Genomic DNA, 20,642 nt, shown 5'->3' with positions numbered 1-20,642 from the left:
AAAGGAGAAAAATCGAGCCAGTTTGCGCTAACACCGCAGGCCACAATGCATTGCGGCCTTTTATAAACAATGTGTTGCCCTTTATAGACAATCTAATATTATGTAAGCAGCCTGATGGGGCGTTATTCTATTTTTTCAATACCAGCTCTTCTTTAGCAGCCCATCCGCCAATATCCTGCTTGCTAAGCGCCGCTGCCATCAGGTCCGGGAATTTATCCGGTGTACAGGCAAATACGGGTACGCCTATATTGGAAAAGAATTGTGCGTTACCATGGTCGTAAGAAGGCGCTCCTTCATCATTCAAGGCCAGCAGTACAACAACCTGTACACCCGCGGCAGTCAGCTCCACTGCGCGTTTACGCATCCCATCCTGGTTGCCGCCTTCATACAGGTCGGTTATTAAAACCAGCACAGTATCCAGCGGTTTGGTGATCACCTGCTGGCAATAGGTAAGTGCTGCATTAATGTCCGTACCACCGCCTAACTGCACACCAAACAGCAGCTCTACAGGATCGCTGAGTTCTTCAGTAAGGTCTGCCACAACGGTATCAAATACCACCATGCGTGTTTTGATAGCAGGTATGGAAGCCATTACAGAACCAAAGATGCCGGAATACACCACGGAGGTACCCATTGAGCCGCTTTGGTCAATACACAGCACCACATCTTTCAGGGAAGTTCTTTTACGGCCGTAACCAATTTTAGTTTCGGGTATAATAGTTTTATACGCTGGCTGGTAATGTTTCAGATTTTTGCGAATGGTGCTGTGCCAGTTAATTTCATGATGCCGGGGCCGTGTATTACGTATGCTCCTGTTCAGGCTACCGGTTACGGCCTGCTGCATGGGTTGCGCCAGTTTGCGCAGCAGCTCATCCACTACTTTACGCACTACCTGCCGGGCAGTATCTTTTGTTTTATCAGGTATTACGCGGCTCAGTGTCATCAACGTGGCTACGAGGTGCACATCCGGCGCTACGTTTTCCAGCATTTCACTTTCAAATAACATCTGGGTCAGGTTCAGGCGTTTCAGTGCATCCTGCTGCATTACCTGCACCACGGTGTTGGGAAAAAAGGTACGGATGTCGCCCAGCCAGCGGCTTACATTAGGGGATGATGCCCCCAGACCGCCACTGCGGTCACTATCATACAGCGCTTCCAGCGTTTTATCCATTTGCAGATCAGCAGGGTTTAGCGGTGCACCAATGCCGTCATTGGGGCCACTGCCCAGTATCAGCCGCCATTTGCGTAAGACTGCTTCATTACTCATGTGTTACCTCCTTCCGGTTGTGGGTATCCCAATAATAACATTACCACCGGCAACCCTTTACGGGCGCGGTCAGCATCAAAATTTCCATCTGTAACAGGAGTGCCGGCAGTGCTGCTGCCGCCATTCTTCACCTTTTCTCCCAGCTTTCTTCTTTCACTGGCGGTAAAGTTGGCAAAAGTTCTGCGCAGCAGCGGTAATACCTGTGTGAAAGTAGCATCATCCAGCTGTGCTACCCAGCTATTTACCACGCTCCATAAATTAATATCTATCAGCAACAGGGTACCGCTGCCTTTTAAGAACCCTTCCAGCCAGGCGGCTGCTATAGCGGGCGCAGTGGCGGTGGACATTGCAAAGTAAAACGCCTGTATCAGCGGCTCACCTTCCAGCAGCTTATAATCAGCCAGCAGGCGGGTAGTATAACCGGCTATTACCGGCGCGGTATGCGGATTAGTGGCTATGTTCTGCAGGCATTGCTGCCATTGGGTGGTAACCTCCGGCTGCTGTAAAACATTTACTGCATCGTTCATTTTAAAGAACAGCTCCAGTAAAGCCTGCGCCGCATCATCAGCTATGCCGGTGCAGGCATTGGGCAGGCTTACGCAAATACGCGTGATCATACCGGTTACAATATCTGTTACCAGCGCTGCATCTGTTTTGCGTACGTTGCCGTAACGGCTAATGTTCACCAGGGCCGGAATAACTTCCATTAGCTGTATCACATCACCACTGGCTGCGGAGAGGTTATTAAGCCGTTCTATTAATACCTGCACGGCCCCGGGCAGCTCTGCAGGCATAGCATTTTCCAGCAGGGTGCTTACGGTTTTCAGTTCCGCAGCTTCTGCTGCCTGTTTGATCACGTACCTGGTGGCGGCTTCCGCGGCGGTATTACCCCAGGTACCTTTTTCAATAATATCTATGGTAAAAGCGGGGTCCCATTGCAAACGCCATTGTTCTTTAAAGGTGCCCTTGCCGCTAATGTCACTTTTATAAGCCCACTTTAACTCCAGCAGCTGCAGGCGGTGCAGGAATATGCTGCGTTCCAGGTCGTTCTCTTTACGCAGGTCCAGTATATAATCCTTCCAGTCTGCGGAGGCGGGTAACCGTAGTTTCTTTTGCTGTTTTTCAATATCTACCTGTAAAGGGGGTTTAGGCGTTTCCGTGGGTACGGCTCCCATTTTGTTACTTACGATCAGCTCATCTTCTATCAGCCGTAATAAAATATTTTCCCCGTTACATAATACGCTTAATGTGGCTTCATTCAGCTCTTCCAGCCCTGCTTTGGGCAGCTCCCGCAAAGAGGCCAGGGATTCCGCCAGGCGCACAGCTTCTATTACATGCGCTACGGAAGTGTCCATATCCTTTTTACGGAATAGTTTGGCTACTCCGGCCATCCAGCGGGTACCATCGTCATTGGGATGTTTCCATACATGCTCATACCACCCGGGCGACCCTATGCCTGCGCCATAACCGCTGTAATAACTTAAACGGTTATAGCTCCAGGGCGTCCAGGTGCATTCTACTTTTACTTTGGGCAGTCCTTTCAGCAGTTCGTTATCTGCTTTCTGCGATGGCATGCCGGTAAGTGCCGGTGCATGCCAGGCGCCGCAGATCACGGCTATTTCCGGGAACATTTCTTTTTCTGCCTGCCGTATTATTTTGCGCATGTAAGCCTCACGCAGCTGTTCGTCCCGGTCGTCTTTTTGCGGTAAGGCATCCCGCAGGGCCTGCATGGCTTCCTGCACTGCTTCAAACACCTGCTCATTATGCTGGCGGTGCTCAAACATATGTTCCCACCACTTTTCATCGTCTTCAAAACCGGCTGCCGCAGCCAGCCATGAGAGCGGATTCCGGCGGATCTCGGTTATTGCTGCTGCTTCAGTTACTTCTTCTGCTGCATTCCGCCATGCATTATGGTTCAGGGAAGGCGCTTCCCCGGTATCGGGTGTAGCTACTTTTTCTTTTGCAGCTTCTTGTTCCTTCTTTTCATTATCCAGGGCAAAACGGTGCGCCAGCGGCAGGTCCATAAAACGTACATGGATCTTATTTTTTCGCGCGTATTGAATGGCCTGCCATTCCGGTGAAAATTCTGCGAACGGATAAAAAACAGCCTGCTGGACCTGGTCCGGCTGGTAAGCCAGTATAGCTACCGGCGGTTTCAGTTCCTCATGCCCTACCCATTCCAGGATGCCATCTGCATCCGGCGGGCCTTCTACCAATATAATATCCGGTTTCAGCTTTTCCAGGAACTGTTTTACGTTCGTGGCTGATCCCGGGCCATGATGCCTTATACCTAATATATGCGTAGCCATTCGTTGTTATCGTTTTTAGATCAGATCGCGGCAGGCGCGGTAAATGTCCTTCCAGGCATCTCTTGGTTTCACTACTGTTTCCAGGTATTCCTGCCACACTACTTTATCCTGCACAGGATCTTTTACTACAGCGCCAATAACACCGGCCGCCAGGTCTGCGGCTTTCAGCTGTCCATCACCAAAATAGCCGGCCATAGCCAGGCCATTGTTCACTACGGAGATGGCTTCTGCGGTGCTTAGTGTTCCGGAGGGCACTTTGATCTTTGTTTTACCATCCAACGTAACACCGCTGCGCAGCTCACGGAAGATGGTTACAATACGGCGTATTTCTTCCAGCGCCGGTTTCTCAGCGGGCAGCTCCATTGTTTTTTCGTAGCTTTCCACGCGGCGGCGTACAATATCAATTTCTTCATCCATGCTGTCCGGCACCGGCAATATCACCGTGTTAAAGCGGCGCTTTAATGCGCTGGACAGATCGTTCACGCCTTTATCCCGGTTGTTGGCAGTAGCAATTACATTAAAGCCCTTTACGGCCTGCACTTCTGTATTCAGCTCCGGTACAGGTAATGTTTTTTCTGAAAGAATGGTGATCAGTGTATCCTGTACATCGGCGCCAATACGTGTCAGCTCTTCAATACGAACGATCTTGCCTTCTTTCATAGCACGCATTACCGGCGTTTCTACCAGTGCGTTCTCACTGGGCCCCTCTGCCAGCAGGCGTGCATAGTTCCAGCCATAACGGATGGATTCTTCACTGGTGCCGGCAGTGCCCTGTATGATCATGGTGCTATCCCCACTTACAGCGGCTGATAAGTGCTCGCTCACCCAGCTTTTGGCAGTACCCGGCAAACCATATAATAACAAAGCACGGTCTGTGGTAAGGGTGGCTACGGCTATTTCCATTAAACGCCGGCTGCCAATATATTTTGGCGTTATTTCAAACCCGTTCTTCAGCTTGCCGCCAATTAAATAGGTAACTACGGCCTGCGGGGTTAGCTTCCAGTTTGCAGGACGCTTACCGCTATCCTGCTTTTGCAGTTCTTCCAGTTCCTGTGCAAACAATTGTTCTGCATGACTACGCAAAATGGCTGACATAATGATGTGGGTATTTAATGTTATTGAAATGCTTTGATAGTCTGTGTTTTCAGTGATAACAGCTTTTGAATATAATCGCTGATACCCGCCCATGTACCATGCAGGTATTCTTCCTTCGGCACATATTTATTGAGCTCCCCGGCTATGTGCACCGGTATTAAATGAATATGCGCCTTATAAAAAGCACGGTTATACCGGTAGGCATCCCTGGAAGCGTGCTGCATAAATGTCCTGGTAATTTCCAGGCCCCACTCTTCCGTGGTCTCCTCTGCCAGGAAGCGCATGGCCAGGTCTGCATACTTAGCAAACCTTTTCAGCAGGAAAGGCTCCAGCTCTTTTTTTGGCAACAATCGTAATATGTCATGATAAAACCCCTGCTCATCATCCAGGAATAAAGCCGTCCAGCTGCTGTTCTTAAACCGCCCGGTGGCCAGGCCCAGGGCATTTACAAATAATGCACCTACTTTTTCTTTTTGGAATAGCGCTTTAATATTGGCGGGTGTTTCCTGTAAATGTGCTTCCCATAAATGTGGCGGTACAGCACTTATTAACCGCGACAGGATCATGTCCTCATCTGAAACACCTTTCTGGCTGCTGGTTTTTTCAATGCCGGTTTTAAAAATGCGCTCATCTATATTTTCCGGCAGCTGTATGTACAATACGGTTTTGGACGATAATCCCAGCAATGCTTTTTCCTTTTTTAACGTAACCGCCTGCTGTAATACCTCCCAGTATTGCTGTACCACACTGGAAGCAGGCAGCTGCTTTAACAGGTGTTGCACTTCTTCTTTTACCTTTATACTTTTATCCTGCTGCAAGCCTTCCAGCCAGGTCAGATCATCTGCAAACATTTCCGGTGGCAGGCCTTTTAACAGCTCCGTTCTGCCTGCTGCATTTTCCTGTGTCCAGGTTTCCTGTAACCAGCTGCGGGCTGTGGCAGGGTCAGTATGTGCTAAGCGAAGCAGCACACGTTTGCGCTGTTCCGGCGTACCGGTTTGCCATAAATCTTCATCTGGTTTATCTGCTGCAAACTGCCAGCTGGGGTTAAACCGGCTAAGCCATTTACCACGGTTGCCCATACACGCTGCTGCCAGCGGCCTGAAAGTATTATGTTGTGCCGCTTCATTTAACAGGGCCGGCAACACAGCAGGCTGCACGATCTGTTGTTTGGCAGCACAAAGCTCCAGCCACCTATTCAGTAATCCGGCACTGTCTTCTGCTAAAATATCCAGCAATACCTGTTGGGCCGCGGGGCTGCAATAGGCCTGCGTTTCAGCGGGCGCCGCTTCCATTACAGCTTGTGTGGTTTGCAAAGGCTGTGCACCGCTTTGGCGGTAGTTAAAGGCCAGTGCCGCGGTTTGCAGAAATTTATCTTCTTTATCCGTAGTGGTATTGCTGTGGATAATGGTATACGCTGTATTCAGATCTTCTGTAAGCTCATCTGCGCTTACCTGTTTTTTATCCGTACCCAAAAGGGCGGTTTGTACAATATTGGTCCAAAACTGCATAGGTCAGTTTGATATATTAATGTAGTGCGCTCCGTTCCATACACCCAGGGGTTCATAAACATTCTCTTTCCCCAGCACGGCCATGTTCAAAGGCTGGCCACCGCTCAATGCCAGCAGGGTGTATAGGTGTTTATAATTGTCTTTCAGCTGTACCAGCTGCTGCTGATCATCTGCCAGCCACCAGCGCCCCGCATATTGTACCGGCGTTATTTGCGCCAGTATAAAAGGGCGTTCCGTACTGAAAGGCAGGGCTGCGTAAGCAACTGTTTCTGCTGCTGCTACCTGCTGCCAGTTATTAAAAACCTGGTAAGGCGGAATTGTGCTGGTAGATAACTGCCGTTTAATAATGGCGCGCATAGGCTGGGCAGAGGGATAGAACACCAGCTCTGCCTCTACACTCATACCAGGGCTAAAAGAAAAGGTAATACCCTGCCCGCGCACGCTGAACTGTAATACCAGTGCATATTGATTGGTACCTGTACCATATAACCAGTTCCGTTCTACCAGCAGGTTATCTTCGTCAATAGTTTGTTTGCCCAGTACCAGCCAGGTATCAGTAATACCGGTTTGTGTTTTCAGCGCTTCCTGGTTCTGCGTAAAACCTATCCAGCTGCGAATGTCTTCTGCAAGTGGCCCGGGTAATGAGGCACGGTTATTAAAACCTGCTATCACTAAATATATACGCAGCAGCTGGTCCATAAAATAACTTTGCCAGCCTTCCACATAAAAATCCGTATCCCCCAATGCCCGCACCATACCAGCCAGGCCAGGCGCTTTGGCATCTACCATACGTTTGGCCATCCCCTCAAAAAAAGCAGGCCCTTTTTCCGGTATGTTCAGAATGCCATTGCGCACAATGTCTTTAACCCATAACAGCAGCTCCGTAATACCATCTTCCACGCCTTGCTCCCGGGCTTCTTTACGTTTAGCCTGTGCCGCTTCATCAACCGGTTTGCTTTCTTTTTCTACCTTTTTCTCATCACGTTTGGTTCTTTTATCCAACCATTCTGCTACCCAGGCAGGCGTTTCATGATCTGTGAATGTTGTAGTATGCCGTGCATGCAGCAGTAATAAACCCAAACCATGTTTGCAGGGAAATTTGCGGCTGGGGCAGGAACATTTAAATGCCATGTTCACAAGCCCCACCTGTGTTTGATAGGGTTTGCTGCCGCTGCCCTGGCACTCCCCCCACAGCGCAGCTTCATTCACACCTTTAGTTACCCATTTGGCAGGATTGGCAAGATCCTTTCCTGATTTTTTTGAAGATTCGTCAGGGGCGAGGGCTAATATCTGTTCTTCAGTTAGTTGCAAGAAAAATAATTAAGTATGTCCCAAAAAGACGGTTAAAAACAAACAAAATAGCGTTGAAAGATAAATAAAAAAACCAGAAATGACAGATGACTTTTATTAATATCTTTTTCACATACTCTGTGAAAATTTCTTTGATTAATAATAGCCATACTCCCCCCCTATAAGGGGCACCCCCTACTATCCAACCTCATTTCATTTTCCCATTGTTTGAATTTTGCAACAATACGTTTGAACCGCGTAAGCCCCCGCATGGTTCCCTGCGCTAATTTTGTTGCATCAAAAACACAAACATATGAACAGCACAAAAACATGGTTTATTACCGGCGCCTCCAAAGGTTTAGGTCTTTCCTTTGTGAAGCAGCTATTGGAACAAGGCCAGCAGGTAGCCGCTACCTCCAGGAATATAAATGACCTGATCTCCGCAGTAGGTGAAAATGTAGAAGGATTTTTTCCGCTGGCTGTTGATATTAAATCAGAAAGCAGCGTAAAAAATGCCGTTGCCGCTACCATTCACCATTTTGGACGTATTGATATAGCAGTGAACAACGCCGGCTACGGCCTGTCAGGCAGCCTGGAAGAGCTTAGCGACCTGGAAAGCCGCGACAACTTTGATGTGAATGTATTTGGCACCCTGAACGTAATACGCAGCGTAATGCCGTATATGCGCGAGCAGCAGTCCGGCCACATCATCAACATTTCTTCTGTGGCAGGTTTTACCGGTAATTTCCCCGGCTTCGGCATTTACTGCGCTACCAAATTTGCAGTAGACGGATTTTCAGAATCTTTAGCCGCAGAAGTGAAAGAGTTTGGTGTAAACGTTACCATCGTATCACCGGGTTATTTCAGAACACAGTTCCTGACTGCCGATTCCCTGCGCGTGCCTGCTAATGAAATTGCAGCCTACAAATCAGTGAGGGCCGTACAGGAGCTGCACCAGCAGGAAATAAATGGTAACCAGGCCGGCGACCCCGAAAAGGCTGTAGCATTGGTGATCCGCATTGCCAATGAAAAAAATCCGCCTTTACACCTGTTCCTTGGAGCAGACGCTTACGAAATGGCATATGGAAAAATAGCCGCTATTGAAAAGGACCTGGAAGACTGGAAAACACTGGCTACCGCTACTGCTCATGAAGCAGTTAATGCATAGCACAACATTTAAAACTGTACTGTATGCAAACAACTTCCCCTTACACCGGCATGTGGATGACAAAAGATGGTCACATCCGCCAGGAATTGTTACCCAATGGCCGGTATGATGAAGCAAGAGGCACCCGCCAAAGCGCCTACACCGGCAGCTATACCATTAACGGTGATCATATAGAGTACAAGGATGATTCCGGCTTTAGTGCTGATGGCGATTTCCGGGATGGGGTATTGTACCACGGCGGTTATGTGTTCTATAAAGCTGAGATGTAAGTACTGTAAACATTTTTCATTCGCTGGAAACACTGTTTAAAATTAATGCCACACCGGCCAGGTGTGGCATTAATATTTCTTCCCCCCCTCCGTTTATAACAATCAAACCCGGGAAAAATACCCCCCTTATCAATGGTGATTATCCCGTTGTTACGCTTGTTCCCCACAGCTACTTTTACAGCAACAAATAACCTCAAAGCAAATCTTTTTTAAAATTCACAACAATGAAAAAGTTGATCATCGCCGCAACAGGCTGGCTGTTACTGGCTTACATAACCGGTATTCTGAGCAAATAATCAATTTCAGGACAATACATAAACCCCCTTATCATGTTAACAATCTTTCTTGCACTCGTTAGTGAATCCCAGAAAGTTGGGTTTACAGAAGTTACACAAATAGCAGCTGCCATTCAAAAGCAGATCACACGCGACTTTAGCCCGGTATGGAATATACCAGCTACCATGGATGCCTTTTCCAGGCTCGAAGATATTCCGCCCGATTACTGGGCCATTATTATCCGCGATGATATTGGGGTGGATGCAGCCGGCATTCACCTCGACAGGAATGGGCAGCCTTATGCGCTGGTAGTAGCCAGCAATGCCACGGCACTTACCGTAAGCCACGAGGTGGTGGAAATGCTGGTAGATCCTTTCGGCGACCGTTTCATTGCATCGCAGTCTATTAAACCCGATCAGGGACGGGTGAACTACCTGGTAGAAGCCTGCGATCCCTGCGAAGGCGAACAGTTTGGCTACCGTATCAATGGCATTCTGGTATCAGATTTTTACACTCCCAACTATTTCGATCCTGTTTTTAGTCCTGCTGTCCGCTACAGCTTTACAGGCTCCATTACACAACCCCGTCAGGTATTGAAGGATGGTTATATATCCTGGCGTATACCTGAAACCGGCGAATGGTGGCAGGGTATTTTTACTTCAAATGAACTGACTTTTCAATCCCTGGGTGTACTCCGTAAAACAAATAACATGTCGTGGCGCCAGATAATAGATAAAATTACCAAAGCGCCGCTGCAAAAGCTTATAGCCAAAAACGAGATCATCGGTCAGCCACTGGCTGCAATCATGATGGCGCCTGCCTTCAGGGCGGTATCCGCCGGGTGGGCGGCACAGCTCCGTGAGGATATTAACCAGGCTATCAGCAAATAAATATTGGTACACACATTCTTACACAATCCCAAAACAATTTACCATGAAACACATTTTCTGTATTATTTGCACCTTATCGGTTTTTTATTGTTCTGCGCAGGAAACGCTTAACTACGATATGGCTACCAGCAAATTTGATCCCGCAGTAAAACGTTATATAAAAGAAGGTACTGCCCTTAGTCTTGGATTTAAAAATGTAAACCCTTTTGCATTTACGGTAACGGCCGATTTTGACGAAATAAATCATAATTATGAAGATGGTATGAGCACCGTACAATCCGGCATTAATACCATTGGTGGTGTTACCAATAAAACGGCCGATAACCAGGCTGCCCTGGTGGCCATGAAAGCTAAAGCACAAACGCTGGTAACCCTGGATGGTATTAAGAAACAGGATGTGGATAAAAGTAAAACCTACTTCGATAAAAAGAAGGAGCTGCTGGATGATATTAACAGCGCTTTTAAAGATATAGAGCAGCAGATCATCAGTATTAATGCGGTTATGAATATGGATACCCTTTTGAAGGTAGCCATGAACGACCCCGCCAACAATTCGGTTGTAAAAATGAAGACCGCTGTTTTTGCACCCGTAAGTGTTTACAGGATCAATACACCGGAAGATATTGCCAGCATTACCAAATCAGGCGTACAAAGTATTAATAACCATTTGCAGGATATTTCGCGTAAGGCTGCCTCACTGGAATTATTAAGCGATGCATTACCGAAGGATGCCGCAGCAGTAGAAAAAAAGAGAACTGCCGCACTGGTTGACTCTATTAATAAAAAGGTAACCGCGCTGGGTAAAGTATACTCCGGCGCCAACGCCTCCATATTACAAGGAAATGCCGGTTCATTATCCCAGAACGCCACACGTTTAATGAATGCAGATTATAACATTCCGACGACGAAAGTGGCTACTGCAAAAGGCGATTTTATAGAAATCAGCGATTCGTTAAAAGATCATAGAGGTAAACCGGTGTTAATCATTGAACCATTCAGAATAAAAACCTACGGGGGGTCAAGGGTTGATTTCAGTATAGGCCTGGCAGTTAATATTGGCGGCAACGGTGCAGATTATAATCTGCGTAAGAACCCGGAGAATGTAAAACTTGGTCCTGATACCGCAAAGGTAACCCTGTATAAAAGCAACAAGGTACTGGCCTTTAGCCCGGTAATACATGTGCACTGGTACCGTACCACCAAAGGTGCAGTTCAGTGGATGCTTACTACCGGTTTAGCGCCCGATTTTTCAACGTTTGCTAATTCCCGCCTCTTCGTCGGAACCAGCCTTGGTTTCCCTGCCAGTAACGACCTGGCAAAACGGCTGCTGTTCAGCATAGGCGCATCGGCCGGTTATGCAGATGTTTTGAAGAACAAATACCGCAGCTGGAACGACTACGCCCGGTTTGGCAGTATAGAGGATGCCGACCTTACTACAAAATCTGTAAGGATAGGTGGTTTCTTTTCCGTATCTTATAACCTTGGAGGAACAGGGCACAATACAACAGCAAATAACCAGTAACCATCAGTATTATCATCCCCAAAATCCGCTCACTATTCTCAAACATTTAAATCCCCAACTATGTTACCGAATGGAATGCTTTTAAAAGGTTGTCATACCACTATGAACAACAAACTTGAAATTCGCCTGGCGGACGATACCACAGAAGTAAGAGGCTTTGGCCAACCCATTACCAAACATGCCGCTTGTAAAATGATCAACGATTATGCAGCGGATATTGATGCCGCAAACAAGTTTATTGAAGAGCTAAAAGACATCCCCCAGTGGGCCGACCTATTGAATGATAACCGGTTCGCCATTATTAAAACCCTGCTGGATCCTGCCTTTCAAACCGTGTCCGGTGTGTTTGGAAAGGAGATTATTATGCAGATACTGGCACAGCGCGACTGCGAAGGCATACGTTATATTGTGGGTAAATCAAAGGGCAAAAGTACTATTATACTGGTAGGCGTATCGGAAGATGGTAAGAATAAGCCCAGGCAAAATGATGATGGTGAGCTCATCGCACCTTCCAAAGCTATTGTAAACGATGCCCTGGAGGATGTTGATGCCTGTACCCCCCCGGATCCTGCGGTTAAGATCAACTATGTGATCGCGGAAGTACATAAGGCCAGTCTTACACTAAATACAGTTCACACATCTTTGCAGGTTTCAGATAATCCATCAGACTTGTTACTAGCCAGTTATTAACTGCATGCCTGATACATTTACGATATACGATAGATTTTACTTTATCATCTATATCAGCTGTCTTCTTTTATCCCTGAGGGCCAGGGCGGGTAATGTCCCTGGCCTTCTTTTCCTGCGGCTGGTGCTGTGTTGTGGCCTGGTAACAGAGATAACGGTGGAAGTACTGCAGTATTATCAGATTAACAGCAATGCACCTTACTATTTTTATTTGCCCATGGAGTATGTTTTGTTAACATTATTTTACACCAGGAACATGCGGCGCAGGCCGGCTGGTAACTGGATGTACGCTTCCATATTGGTTTACCTGGGCTGTTGCCTGCTGTTTGGGAGTTTGCCGCGGATCACCAATTTCCCTTCTGTAATATATGAGATCAGCTGTTTGTTAAATACCGTGTGGATCACACTGCTTTTCCTCAGCATGCCACATGCAGGCGGCCTGCCGGTTACCCGGCATCCTATGTTCTGGATCTATACGGCCCTGCTGGTATTTTTCTCCTGTACCTTTTATTTTAATGCCGTATATGCTTACTACCTTACCAAAAATGCAATAGTTGCAGGGCAGTTGAGGAACTATATTAATAATGGTCTGAACTTCTTTTTATATCTCACACTATCATACGCTTTTATATGCTCACGGAGAATGAAAAAATATTGATGACAGTTGTTGGTGGTATACTCCTGGTATTCTTTCTGGTGATAGTATTTATTATTTCTATAGCGAGGTATCAGAAAATGATCACAAAAGACCTGCTGGAAAAACAGTTCTTAAAAGAAAGATATGAACATGAAATGCTGCAGGTGAAACTTGAAACGCAGGAGGATACTTTTCAGCTTATTGGCAAGGAACTACACGATAATATCGGGCAGTTACTAAGCACCTCGCGGCTGCTGCTGGGCCTAACGGAGCGTAACCTGGAGCAACCTCCTGAAACATTGCTTAATGCCAACATTACCATTGGGCAGGCTATTAATGAGCTGCGGTCACTGTCAAAGGCCATTGACCCTGAATGGCTGCGCCAGTTTAACTTTTATGATAACCTACAGGCCGAAATGGCAAGGATGAACAGCGGTGTAGACCTCATACGTGCGGAGTTTATCTGCAATACTAATTTAGGGCTGGTACCCGACCAGCAGATCGTATTATTCAGGATTGTGCAGGAAGCTATACAAAATGCTGTAAAACATGCAACGCCGGAGTACATCAATATTCTTATTAATATGCGGGAGCAAAACCTGGTGGTGAACATCAGTGATAATGGCCAGGGCTTTGATATAAACCGGCATGGCAGCGGCATGGGCATCCGGAATATGAAACACCGTACGGCAATGCTGGGTGGCAGTATTACCTGGGAATCTGTGTTAGGCAGCGGCACCACTGTGAGTATAATTATTCCTGTTGTAAACAATACTATATGCCTATAACGATCGGACTGGTGGATGATCACCAGCTTTTTCTGAAATCACTAACCTCACTGCTGCAAAGCTTTGATAAGTACGAGGTAGTGCTGGAAGCATTGAATGGAAAAGATATGCAGGACAAACTGCGCCTGCTGAAAACACCGCCGGACCTGATGCTGATAGACGTGAACATGCCTGTGATGAATGGGGTGGATACCGCCAACTGGATAAGCGAAAACTACCCGGTTATAAAACTCATCGCTTTATCTATGAATGATAGCGATGCCTCTATCATTAATATGCTGCGCGCCGGCTGCTGCGCTTATCTCCTGAAAGACAGCCATCCAACTGAACTGGAAAAAGCGCTGGACGAAGTGCAGCAAAATGGATACTATAATTCAGATAACAATAACATTAATTACGGGAGGCTGATGATGAAAGCGAATAAAGAAAAAGATCTGAAGCTAACGGTCAGGGAGCTGGAATTTATTCAGCATGCCTGCAGTGACATGACCTACAAGGAAATTGCCAATAAAATGAATGTGAGTGAAAGAACGGTAGATGGCTACCGGGAAACGCTTTTCCAGAAGCTGAATGTGCAAAGCAGGGTAGGCCTGTGTATGGAAGCATTGCGCAGGGAGTTCGTAAAGTTATAAAGAGAGGGCCTGTTAACCCTAAATCCCTACCAGAGAGGGAAAGAAGAAATTGGACCCTTGTACAGGCTCCCAATAATTCTGCTGCATCCCAATGATACATTTATACCATTTAAAGATACTTTTTTAACCTTAACATCCACATAACCGGCTTTTTCAGAAAAGTCCCTATCTTGCTATATTAAATAATATTAATATGATTCGATTTTTACTCTGGATAACACTTTTGGGAACCGTTATCCCGGGCATGGCACAAACTAAAACGGCCGATATACCGCTTACAAAGGAAAGTGATGGGGACGACCGCGTTTTTGTGTTTATTGAACAACCGCCCAGCTACCTGAAAGGTACAGACAGCCTTCAGCGGTTCATTAGCAAGAATTTACGCTATCCGGAAAAAGATAAACAGGCACGTTTGGAAGGTATTGCCTATGTATATTTTGTGGTGGCAAAAGACAGCACCCTGTCTAATGTTACCTGTATGAGATCGCCCAGCCCCGCTATGGGAGAGGAAGCCGTGCGCCTGATAAAGGAAAGCGGTAAGTGGATACCGGGCAAGCAAAATTCCATTACAGCGAAAATGAGCCATACTTTACCGATAAAATTTTCACTACCGTCTGACGTAAACTAACGTCAGCGGCTACTCTACGCCAGCTTTAGTTAAAAATTAAAACCCGCTACGGTGCTAACCATAGCGGGTTTTATAATTATATGCTTTTACAGCAGCGGGATTACAGCTTTATAAACTCTACCCGCCTGTTATTGGCCCGGCCGGCAGCTGTATTGTTATCATCAATAGGCTGTGTTTTGCCTTTACCATCCGTATCCATACGGGAAGCATCAATACCAAAACTTTTGCTGAGCGACTCTTTTACCGCTGCAGCGCGGCGTTTGGAAAGGTCCTGGTTCAGCTGGTCATCACCATTAGCATCTGTATGGCCTACAATTTTCACACGCACCCCGGCATTTTCTTTCAGCACATTGGCAATATCCTGCAGGCTGCCGTAGGACGCGGCCTGGATCTTATCACTGTTCACATCAAACAAAATACCGTGTGTCACAAATTTGCCTTCTGTTATCAGCTTGTTGCGGGTATCCGGTGCGCCTACTGCCAGGCGGATGTTGCTGATAAAGAAGGTTCCGCCTTCCTTGCCATAATCCGGCGCATAGGTGGCAAATACCAGGGAGTTCAGCACAGCATTGGCATCCAGCGCACGGGGCAGGTCCAGCGTTTTAGTGCTGTCAAGGTACACACGTATGCGTTGTTTCTGCCGCCAGATGGATACTCTTACAGCGTTCTTTTTGGGTACATTAAACTCGGGTGTAGCGCTGATGTTATGATTGCCGATAACATTGCTGGAATAATACATATCGCCATCCCCGGAAGACTTGGGGTTAAAGCTCGCCTTAAAGTTGGGAATACTGCTGGTACTGGTCTCTTTACCATAATCAAACTTCTCATCTGCATTTTTTGCTTGCAGCAGGCTGATAGTAAGCTGCCCGATGTTGGCAATGCCGTTGTTGGCCATTAGATCTACCTGCAGCGTAAAGTTGTCGGGGAAGTTACTGGTCAGGTATTCCGGGTAAAAAACGCCGTCCTGTTTAATGCTCAGCCATTTACCCGGGCGGTTGTTCACGGTCACCACTTCTGCGCCGGTGCGGGTGTTCCATTGCGCGGGAAAATCACCAATGGCCTCCTGTGAAAAATCTTCATCTATAATTATTTTGGCGCCGGGCACAAAATCAAATTTGGAATAAGAGGTAATATCCACGTTAGGTCCTATGGCCACACCTGCACTGCTTTCACCGTTCGTAGTGGTAGTAGTGCCGGTACTCCCGTTATCAGTACTTTCCGGGGAGCTTTCACCGGATTTCTTTTTGTCTTTCTTCTTACCTGCATTGTCTATAGTTTTGTCTATCGCATCATTTGCTTTCTGCTCCATTTTATTTTTAATGCGGTCAAATAGCTGTGCCTTTACTACCGTACAGGTTAACATACAGGCGGTCCCAATTACAAAAAGCTTTTTCATTGTTGTACTCTTAGGAGAGATTAAGGTTAATCAGAATGGGTACAAAAATATACAAATAATCGTCTTTACCGCATGCAGACCGCCCGGGTTGCAAAAAACCGGGTTTATACGTAAAGATCCGCGGTGACATAAAGGGGAATTGTACGGATTTATTAACGTATAACCAGCTCTTAACAACCGGTTAAGTATAAAACAGCACACTTTAGTACGCGCACAGAGGAACTTTGTTCAATTAAATTTTTAAATTTCAGATCATTAGTAACGGCACAGTAGTTGTGCCAATTGGATCTGAACTTTTTCAAACATTGTTATATGGAACAAACCAAACAACCCGCCATTACCGTAGACCCTACAGCCGGCGATAGCTTAGCCATGGCAGGCGGCAACTATCGTATTATAATCAGCGGACAGCAAACCCAGCGCGAATTTGCCGTGATAGATATGCTGGTGCCACCGGGCAGCGGCCCCGGACCGCATGCACATGCCAGCTTCCAGGAAAACTTTTATGTAGTGGATGGAGAAATTGAAGTGCGAACGGAAACGCAAACCTATGTGGCCCGCAAAGGCGCTTTTGTGAATATACCCAAAGGCGGTATTGTGCATGCATTTAAGAACAAGAGCGGGCAAATGGCGCACCTGTTATGTATTGTGGTGCCGGCTGGGTTAGATGATTTTTTCAAGGCAGCAGGTACACCGGTAAGTGCCGGCACATTTTTACCGCCAGTACCAATGGATGAAGCAGGCATCAACAAAATGAAAGAGATCAGTGAAAAATATGGGCAGCAGCTTTTCCCGCCGGATTATCTGGATACTCTTTGAATCTATCTCTTTCCGTACTATTTTGTTGTTGCAAAAAATTCCACTCTATATGGCTTACCACGTCAAGGCCTTTTTGCTGCTGGTTCTGTTAACCGGCAGCTGCAGCAATGTTTTCAGTCAATTCACACCCGGCAAGTCTTTGTACACGCAGAAGCCGGACGATCCGGAGGCGGTATATTTTGCTCCCGGCAAGGCGGCAGATGTATCTGACCAGCTGCAAACCGCTATTAACCAGCTGAAGAAAAACAGGAACTTCGGCATCCTCTTCATCCCGGAAGGCACTTACTTTATTTCCAAAACCATTTACATTCCTGCTGCCATACGCTTAATAGGTTATGGAAAAAGCCGCCCGCTGATCATCTTAAAACAGCACTCGCCTGGTTTTGCTGAAGCCAACCAGCAGGACAAAGGCAAAGCATCTTATATGTTCTGGTTCACCAGCAGCATAGTGGAACCCGGCAGTAATGTAAGTGATGCCGGCGCCGGTACTTTTTACAGCGCCCTCTCCAATATTGATCTGAAGATCGAAGACGGCAATCCCGCTGCAGTAGCGCTGCGTACCCACTTTGCACAACACAGCTATGTATCTCATTGCAATATTGATATAGGAAAAGGAAAAGCCGGTTTGTTTGATGTGGGTAACTTTATGGAAGATGTAAAATTCTTTGGCGGTGATTATGGCATCTACACCACTAAAGCATCTCCCGGCTGGCAGTTCATGATGATGGATACTTACTTTGAAGGGCAGCGCAAAACCGCTATTAAAACACAGCAGGCCGGATTTACCATTGTGCGCATGCAGGTAAAAAATGTACCAGCCGCTATACAGGTAGACAGCAACTATTGGGAAAAACTATTCCTGGAAAACTGCAAATTTGAAAATATCCGCGATACCGCTATCAGGATAAGCAATGAAGGCAATGCCAATATGCAGCTGAACATCCGCAACCTGTATTGCAGGCAGGTACCGGTGCTGGTGCATTACCCAAAAGCAGACAGCGTAACTAAAGCTGCTTACACCACGTACGAAGTACAACGCTTCGTATATGGGCTGCAGATAGATGACCTGGATAAAGAACCGGTATATAAAACCATCAGCGAAATACAACCACTAAAAACATTACCGGCCACGCTTAACAATGATATACCTGCACTTCCACCCATGGCAGACTGGGTGAACCTGAAAACCTTAGGTGCAGCGGGCGATGGTGTTACCGATGATACCAAAGCCATTCAAAAAGCCATTGACGAACACCGTGTAATTTACGTACCGCAAGGCTCTTACCGCATCTCTGAAACCATCCGGCTAAAGCCTAATACCGTATTAATAGGCCTGCACCCCATGGCCACTAATTTTGCGCTGGCAGAAAATGCACCGGCATTCGGCAGCTTTGGCGCGCCCAAAGCCATGGTAGAAGCGCCGGAAGGCGGCACCAACATCATCACCGGGATTGGTTTGTACACTGCAGAAAGCAACTACCGCGCCGTAGCCTGTAAATGGATGGCCGGGGAAAAGTCAATGGTGGATGATGTGAAGTTCATTGGCGGGCATGGCACCATGCGCCCGGGCCCGCAGGTGCGCTGGAAATGGGAAGAAAGAGAGCAGCCGCAAACAGGCCGCCGCACAGTGGGAGATCCGCTGTGGGACACGCAATACTGGAGCTTGTGGGTAACCAATAACGGCGGTGGTATTTTCAAAAATATCTGGTCAGCCAGCACTTTTGCCACCTCCGGGTGTTATGTAAACAATACGGCTACACGCGGCAGGATATATGCCATGTCAGTAGAGCACCATGTACGGAATGAGGTACGTTTCAAAAATGTATCCAACTGGAAAGTATATGCTTTACAGCTGGAAGAAGAAAGTGTGGAAAGCTCCGGATGCCAGCCGCTGGAAATTGAATCCTGCAAGGATATGACCTTTGCCAATCTGTATATGTTCCGCGTGATCAGGGTTAAAGTGCCCTATCCTTATTCCGTACGTACCTGGGATTGTACTAACCTGGAGCTGCTGAATGTGCATAACTACAGCCAGATCAAGTATACTACCGATAACCCGCTCTACGATATTAATACTGATATAACCATCCGCCCTACAGAGTTTGCGCGTTTACTTATCAGCGGTAATAAACCCGCAAAAGCTGCTGCGCCCCTGCAGCTGTTAGCTAAAGGTTTTGAATTTGCCATTGGCCTTTGCGCAGATTCAAAAGGCAACGTATACTTTGCAGAGCAGCGTATGAAACGCGTGTACAAATGGTCGGCTGCCACACAATCCCTGCAGCTGCTGGCAGATTTTCCCTGGGAGCCGCTTTCACTGGCCTGTGATTCCAAAGACAACCTGCTGGTGGTGTTCCGCTACAACCCGCAACCAGGTTACATCATCAACGGGCAGCCGGAACGCTATCAGAATCCGCCGGATGCCAGCGGTACTTCGTTTAGTGGTTGGGGTAACTCCGGCTTTGGCACACTGGTATATGCAGTGGATCCGGAACAACCGGAAAACACCATCCGGCTGCTGGATAAAAAACAAATGGGCACGGTGAAGAATGTATATAAAGCATTATACCCCTCCAACCGCTGGCGCGATTATCATGATTTCAATACCGTATCATTAAACAGGAATGAGGAATGCTGGATAGCGCCGGATGGGAAAACCATCATCCCCATCTGTTACGATCTTGCCCGCTCCTGCGCCCTGGTAAACGCTTTCCCCGGCAAGCCTTTATATGCTGTGGATGAATATGACAAACGTACCGTGAAAATGCAGGTAGATGCACAGGGGTATCTTTCTGACCTGAAATACTTTGCAGAAAAAGGTGAGTTTAATTCTATTCCTGATCAGCAGGGTAATGTATGGGTAGCAGATGGGGATATTTATTCTTTTGATGCAGCAGGTAAACAACGGGAATGGATCCGTGTGCCGGAACGCCCGTCATCACTGGTTATTACGAATGGTAATACTTTATATTTTACCGGGCGTACGGGATTGTACAGGACAATGATTAAATAGTTATAAAAACAGCAAGCCCGCTCCAAAAGAGAGCGGGTTTGCATGTAAGATCTATTCAAATTCACTTTCACACGGCAGCTCCACCGGCGACAAAATCCACGAAAGCCCGTCACTCCGCTGCTTTACATGCCATACAATTACGCCAACAGTAAACTCTAATGTTCTTACACCGCTAAACATAAAAGGTGGTAACCACATTAACCGGATGTCGCCACCTCCATCTCAATGACTGTTTGTTAAGTGTCGCTTTATAGTAAGGAACTTAAGAAATTCAAAACTTCTGAAACGCTATCACCCGGTTGTTTATCGGTTTAACAGTTCTTAAATACGCATAGATTGCTGCAAGATCGCTGGCCTTCATTCCGGCGTAGGAATACCATGGCATTGGTATTTGTGGATCGTCGGGGTTAACTTTGGCCGCTTGCTTTTCTTTACCTTCAAAGCTTTT

At 46.9% G+C, this 20,642-nt stretch carries 17 protein-coding genes; 11 read left to right on the top strand and 6 right to left on the bottom strand.

The genetic code is table 11. The features are described from left to right. Positions 1-127 precede the first annotated feature (127 nt). Genes KVT36_RS26645 through KVT36_RS26625 form a run of 5 tightly spaced genes read right to left on the bottom strand, consistent with a single transcriptional unit; the run spans position 128 to position 7,490 of the window. Complete coding sequence (locus tag KVT36_RS26645) at positions 128-1,267, bottom strand: VWA domain-containing protein (protein WP_217606490.1); 1,140 nt, start codon at positions 1,265-1,267, stop codon at positions 128-130. Next, a complete protein-coding gene (locus KVT36_RS26640) occupies positions 1,264-3,576 on the bottom strand; it encodes a DUF5682 family protein (protein WP_217606489.1) in 2,313 nt (770 codons plus the stop codon). Before KVT36_RS26640 ends, KVT36_RS26645 begins: the two co-directional genes overlap by 4 nt. 15 nt (positions 3,577-3,591) lie before the next feature. Next, the gene (locus tag KVT36_RS26635) at positions 3,592-4,671 is read right to left on the bottom strand and encodes an AAA family ATPase (protein ID WP_217606488.1); all 1,080 of its coding nucleotides are present in this window, start codon (positions 4,669-4,671) and stop codon (positions 3,592-3,594) included. Positions 4,672-4,691: 20 nt separating this feature from the next. Further along, entirely contained in the window at positions 4,692-6,179 is a 1,488-nt protein-coding gene (locus KVT36_RS26630) for a DUF5691 domain-containing protein (protein ID WP_217606487.1), read from the bottom strand. Positions 6,180-6,182: 3 nt separating this feature from the next. Beyond that, positions 6,183-7,490 carry an SWIM zinc finger family protein gene (locus KVT36_RS26625; protein WP_217606486.1) on the bottom strand — a complete coding sequence of 436 codons (1,308 nt, stop codon included), beginning with the start codon at positions 7,488-7,490 and terminating at the stop codon, positions 6,183-6,185. Positions 7,491-7,782: 292 nt separating this feature from the next. On the opposite strand from KVT36_RS26625, the gene KVT36_RS26620 reads away from it, so the two are divergent. The 9 genes from KVT36_RS26620 (at position 7,783) to KVT36_RS26580 (ending at position 14,966) form a co-directional block, all read left to right on the top strand. After that, on the top strand, positions 7,783-8,637 hold the full coding sequence (locus tag KVT36_RS26620; protein WP_217606485.1) for an SDR family NAD(P)-dependent oxidoreductase: 855 nt from the start codon (positions 7,783-7,785) through the stop codon (positions 8,635-8,637). Between the two features lie 23 nt (positions 8,638-8,660). After that, on the top strand, positions 8,661-8,906 hold the full coding sequence (locus KVT36_RS26615) for an Atu4866 domain-containing protein (protein ID WP_217606484.1): 246 nt from the start codon (positions 8,661-8,663) through the stop codon (positions 8,904-8,906). Between the two features lie 329 nt (positions 8,907-9,235). After that, complete coding sequence (locus KVT36_RS26610; RefSeq protein WP_217606483.1) at positions 9,236-10,072, top strand: hypothetical protein; 837 nt, start codon at positions 9,236-9,238, stop codon at positions 10,070-10,072. A gap of 43 nt (positions 10,073-10,115) precedes the next feature. After that, the gene (locus tag KVT36_RS26605; protein ID WP_217606482.1) at positions 10,116-11,594 is read left to right on the top strand and encodes a hypothetical protein; all 1,479 of its coding nucleotides are present in this window, start codon (positions 10,116-10,118) and stop codon (positions 11,592-11,594) included. A 102-nt stretch (positions 11,595-11,696) separates the two neighbouring features. Further along, entirely contained in the window at positions 11,697-12,284 is a 588-nt protein-coding gene (locus tag KVT36_RS26600) for a hypothetical protein (RefSeq protein WP_217606481.1), read from the top strand. A 4-nt stretch (positions 12,285-12,288) separates the two neighbouring features. Beyond that, positions 12,289-12,939, top strand: a complete 651-nt coding sequence (locus tag KVT36_RS26595; RefSeq protein ID WP_217606480.1) for a hypothetical protein — start codon at positions 12,289-12,291, stop codon at positions 12,937-12,939. After that, the gene (locus tag KVT36_RS26590; RefSeq protein ID WP_217606479.1) at positions 12,912-13,706 is read left to right on the top strand and encodes a sensor histidine kinase; all 795 of its coding nucleotides are present in this window, start codon (positions 12,912-12,914) and stop codon (positions 13,704-13,706) included. The genes KVT36_RS26595 and KVT36_RS26590 overlap by 28 nt, the downstream gene beginning before the upstream one ends. After that, positions 13,697-14,338 (top strand): response regulator transcription factor, encoded by a 642-nt coding sequence (locus KVT36_RS26585; RefSeq protein WP_217606478.1) that lies wholly within the window; start codon positions 13,697-13,699, stop codon positions 14,336-14,338. The genes KVT36_RS26590 and KVT36_RS26585 overlap by 10 nt, the downstream gene beginning before the upstream one ends. A 193-nt stretch (positions 14,339-14,531) precedes the next feature. Further along, entirely contained in the window at positions 14,532-14,966 is a 435-nt protein-coding gene (locus KVT36_RS26580) for a TonB family protein (protein WP_217606477.1), read from the top strand. Positions 14,967-15,066: 100 nt separating this feature from the next. On the opposite strand, the gene KVT36_RS26575 is transcribed toward KVT36_RS26580, so the two are convergent. Further along, a complete protein-coding gene (locus KVT36_RS26575; RefSeq protein WP_217606476.1) occupies positions 15,067-16,365 on the bottom strand; it encodes an OmpA family protein in 1,299 nt (432 codons plus the stop codon). A 312-nt stretch (positions 16,366-16,677) separates the two neighbouring features. On the opposite strand from KVT36_RS26575, the gene KVT36_RS26570 reads away from it, so the two are divergent. After that, the gene (locus tag KVT36_RS26570) at positions 16,678-17,184 is read left to right on the top strand and encodes a cupin domain-containing protein (RefSeq protein WP_217606475.1); all 507 of its coding nucleotides are present in this window, start codon (positions 16,678-16,680) and stop codon (positions 17,182-17,184) included. A 49-nt stretch (positions 17,185-17,233) separates the two neighbouring features. Continuing rightward, entirely contained in the window at positions 17,234-20,194 is a 2,961-nt protein-coding gene (locus tag KVT36_RS26565) for a glycosyl hydrolase family 28-related protein (protein ID WP_217606474.1), read from the top strand. The last annotated feature ends 448 nt before the right edge of the window (positions 20,195-20,642 follow it).

The sequence above is a fragment of the Chitinophaga sp. GbtcB8 genome, from assembly GCF_019091455.1.
GTDB lineage: Bacteria > Bacteroidota > Bacteroidia > Chitinophagales > Chitinophagaceae > Chitinophaga.
Note: the sequence above shows the minus strand (reverse complement) of the source record. Positions and strands in the feature narration are given on the sequence as shown.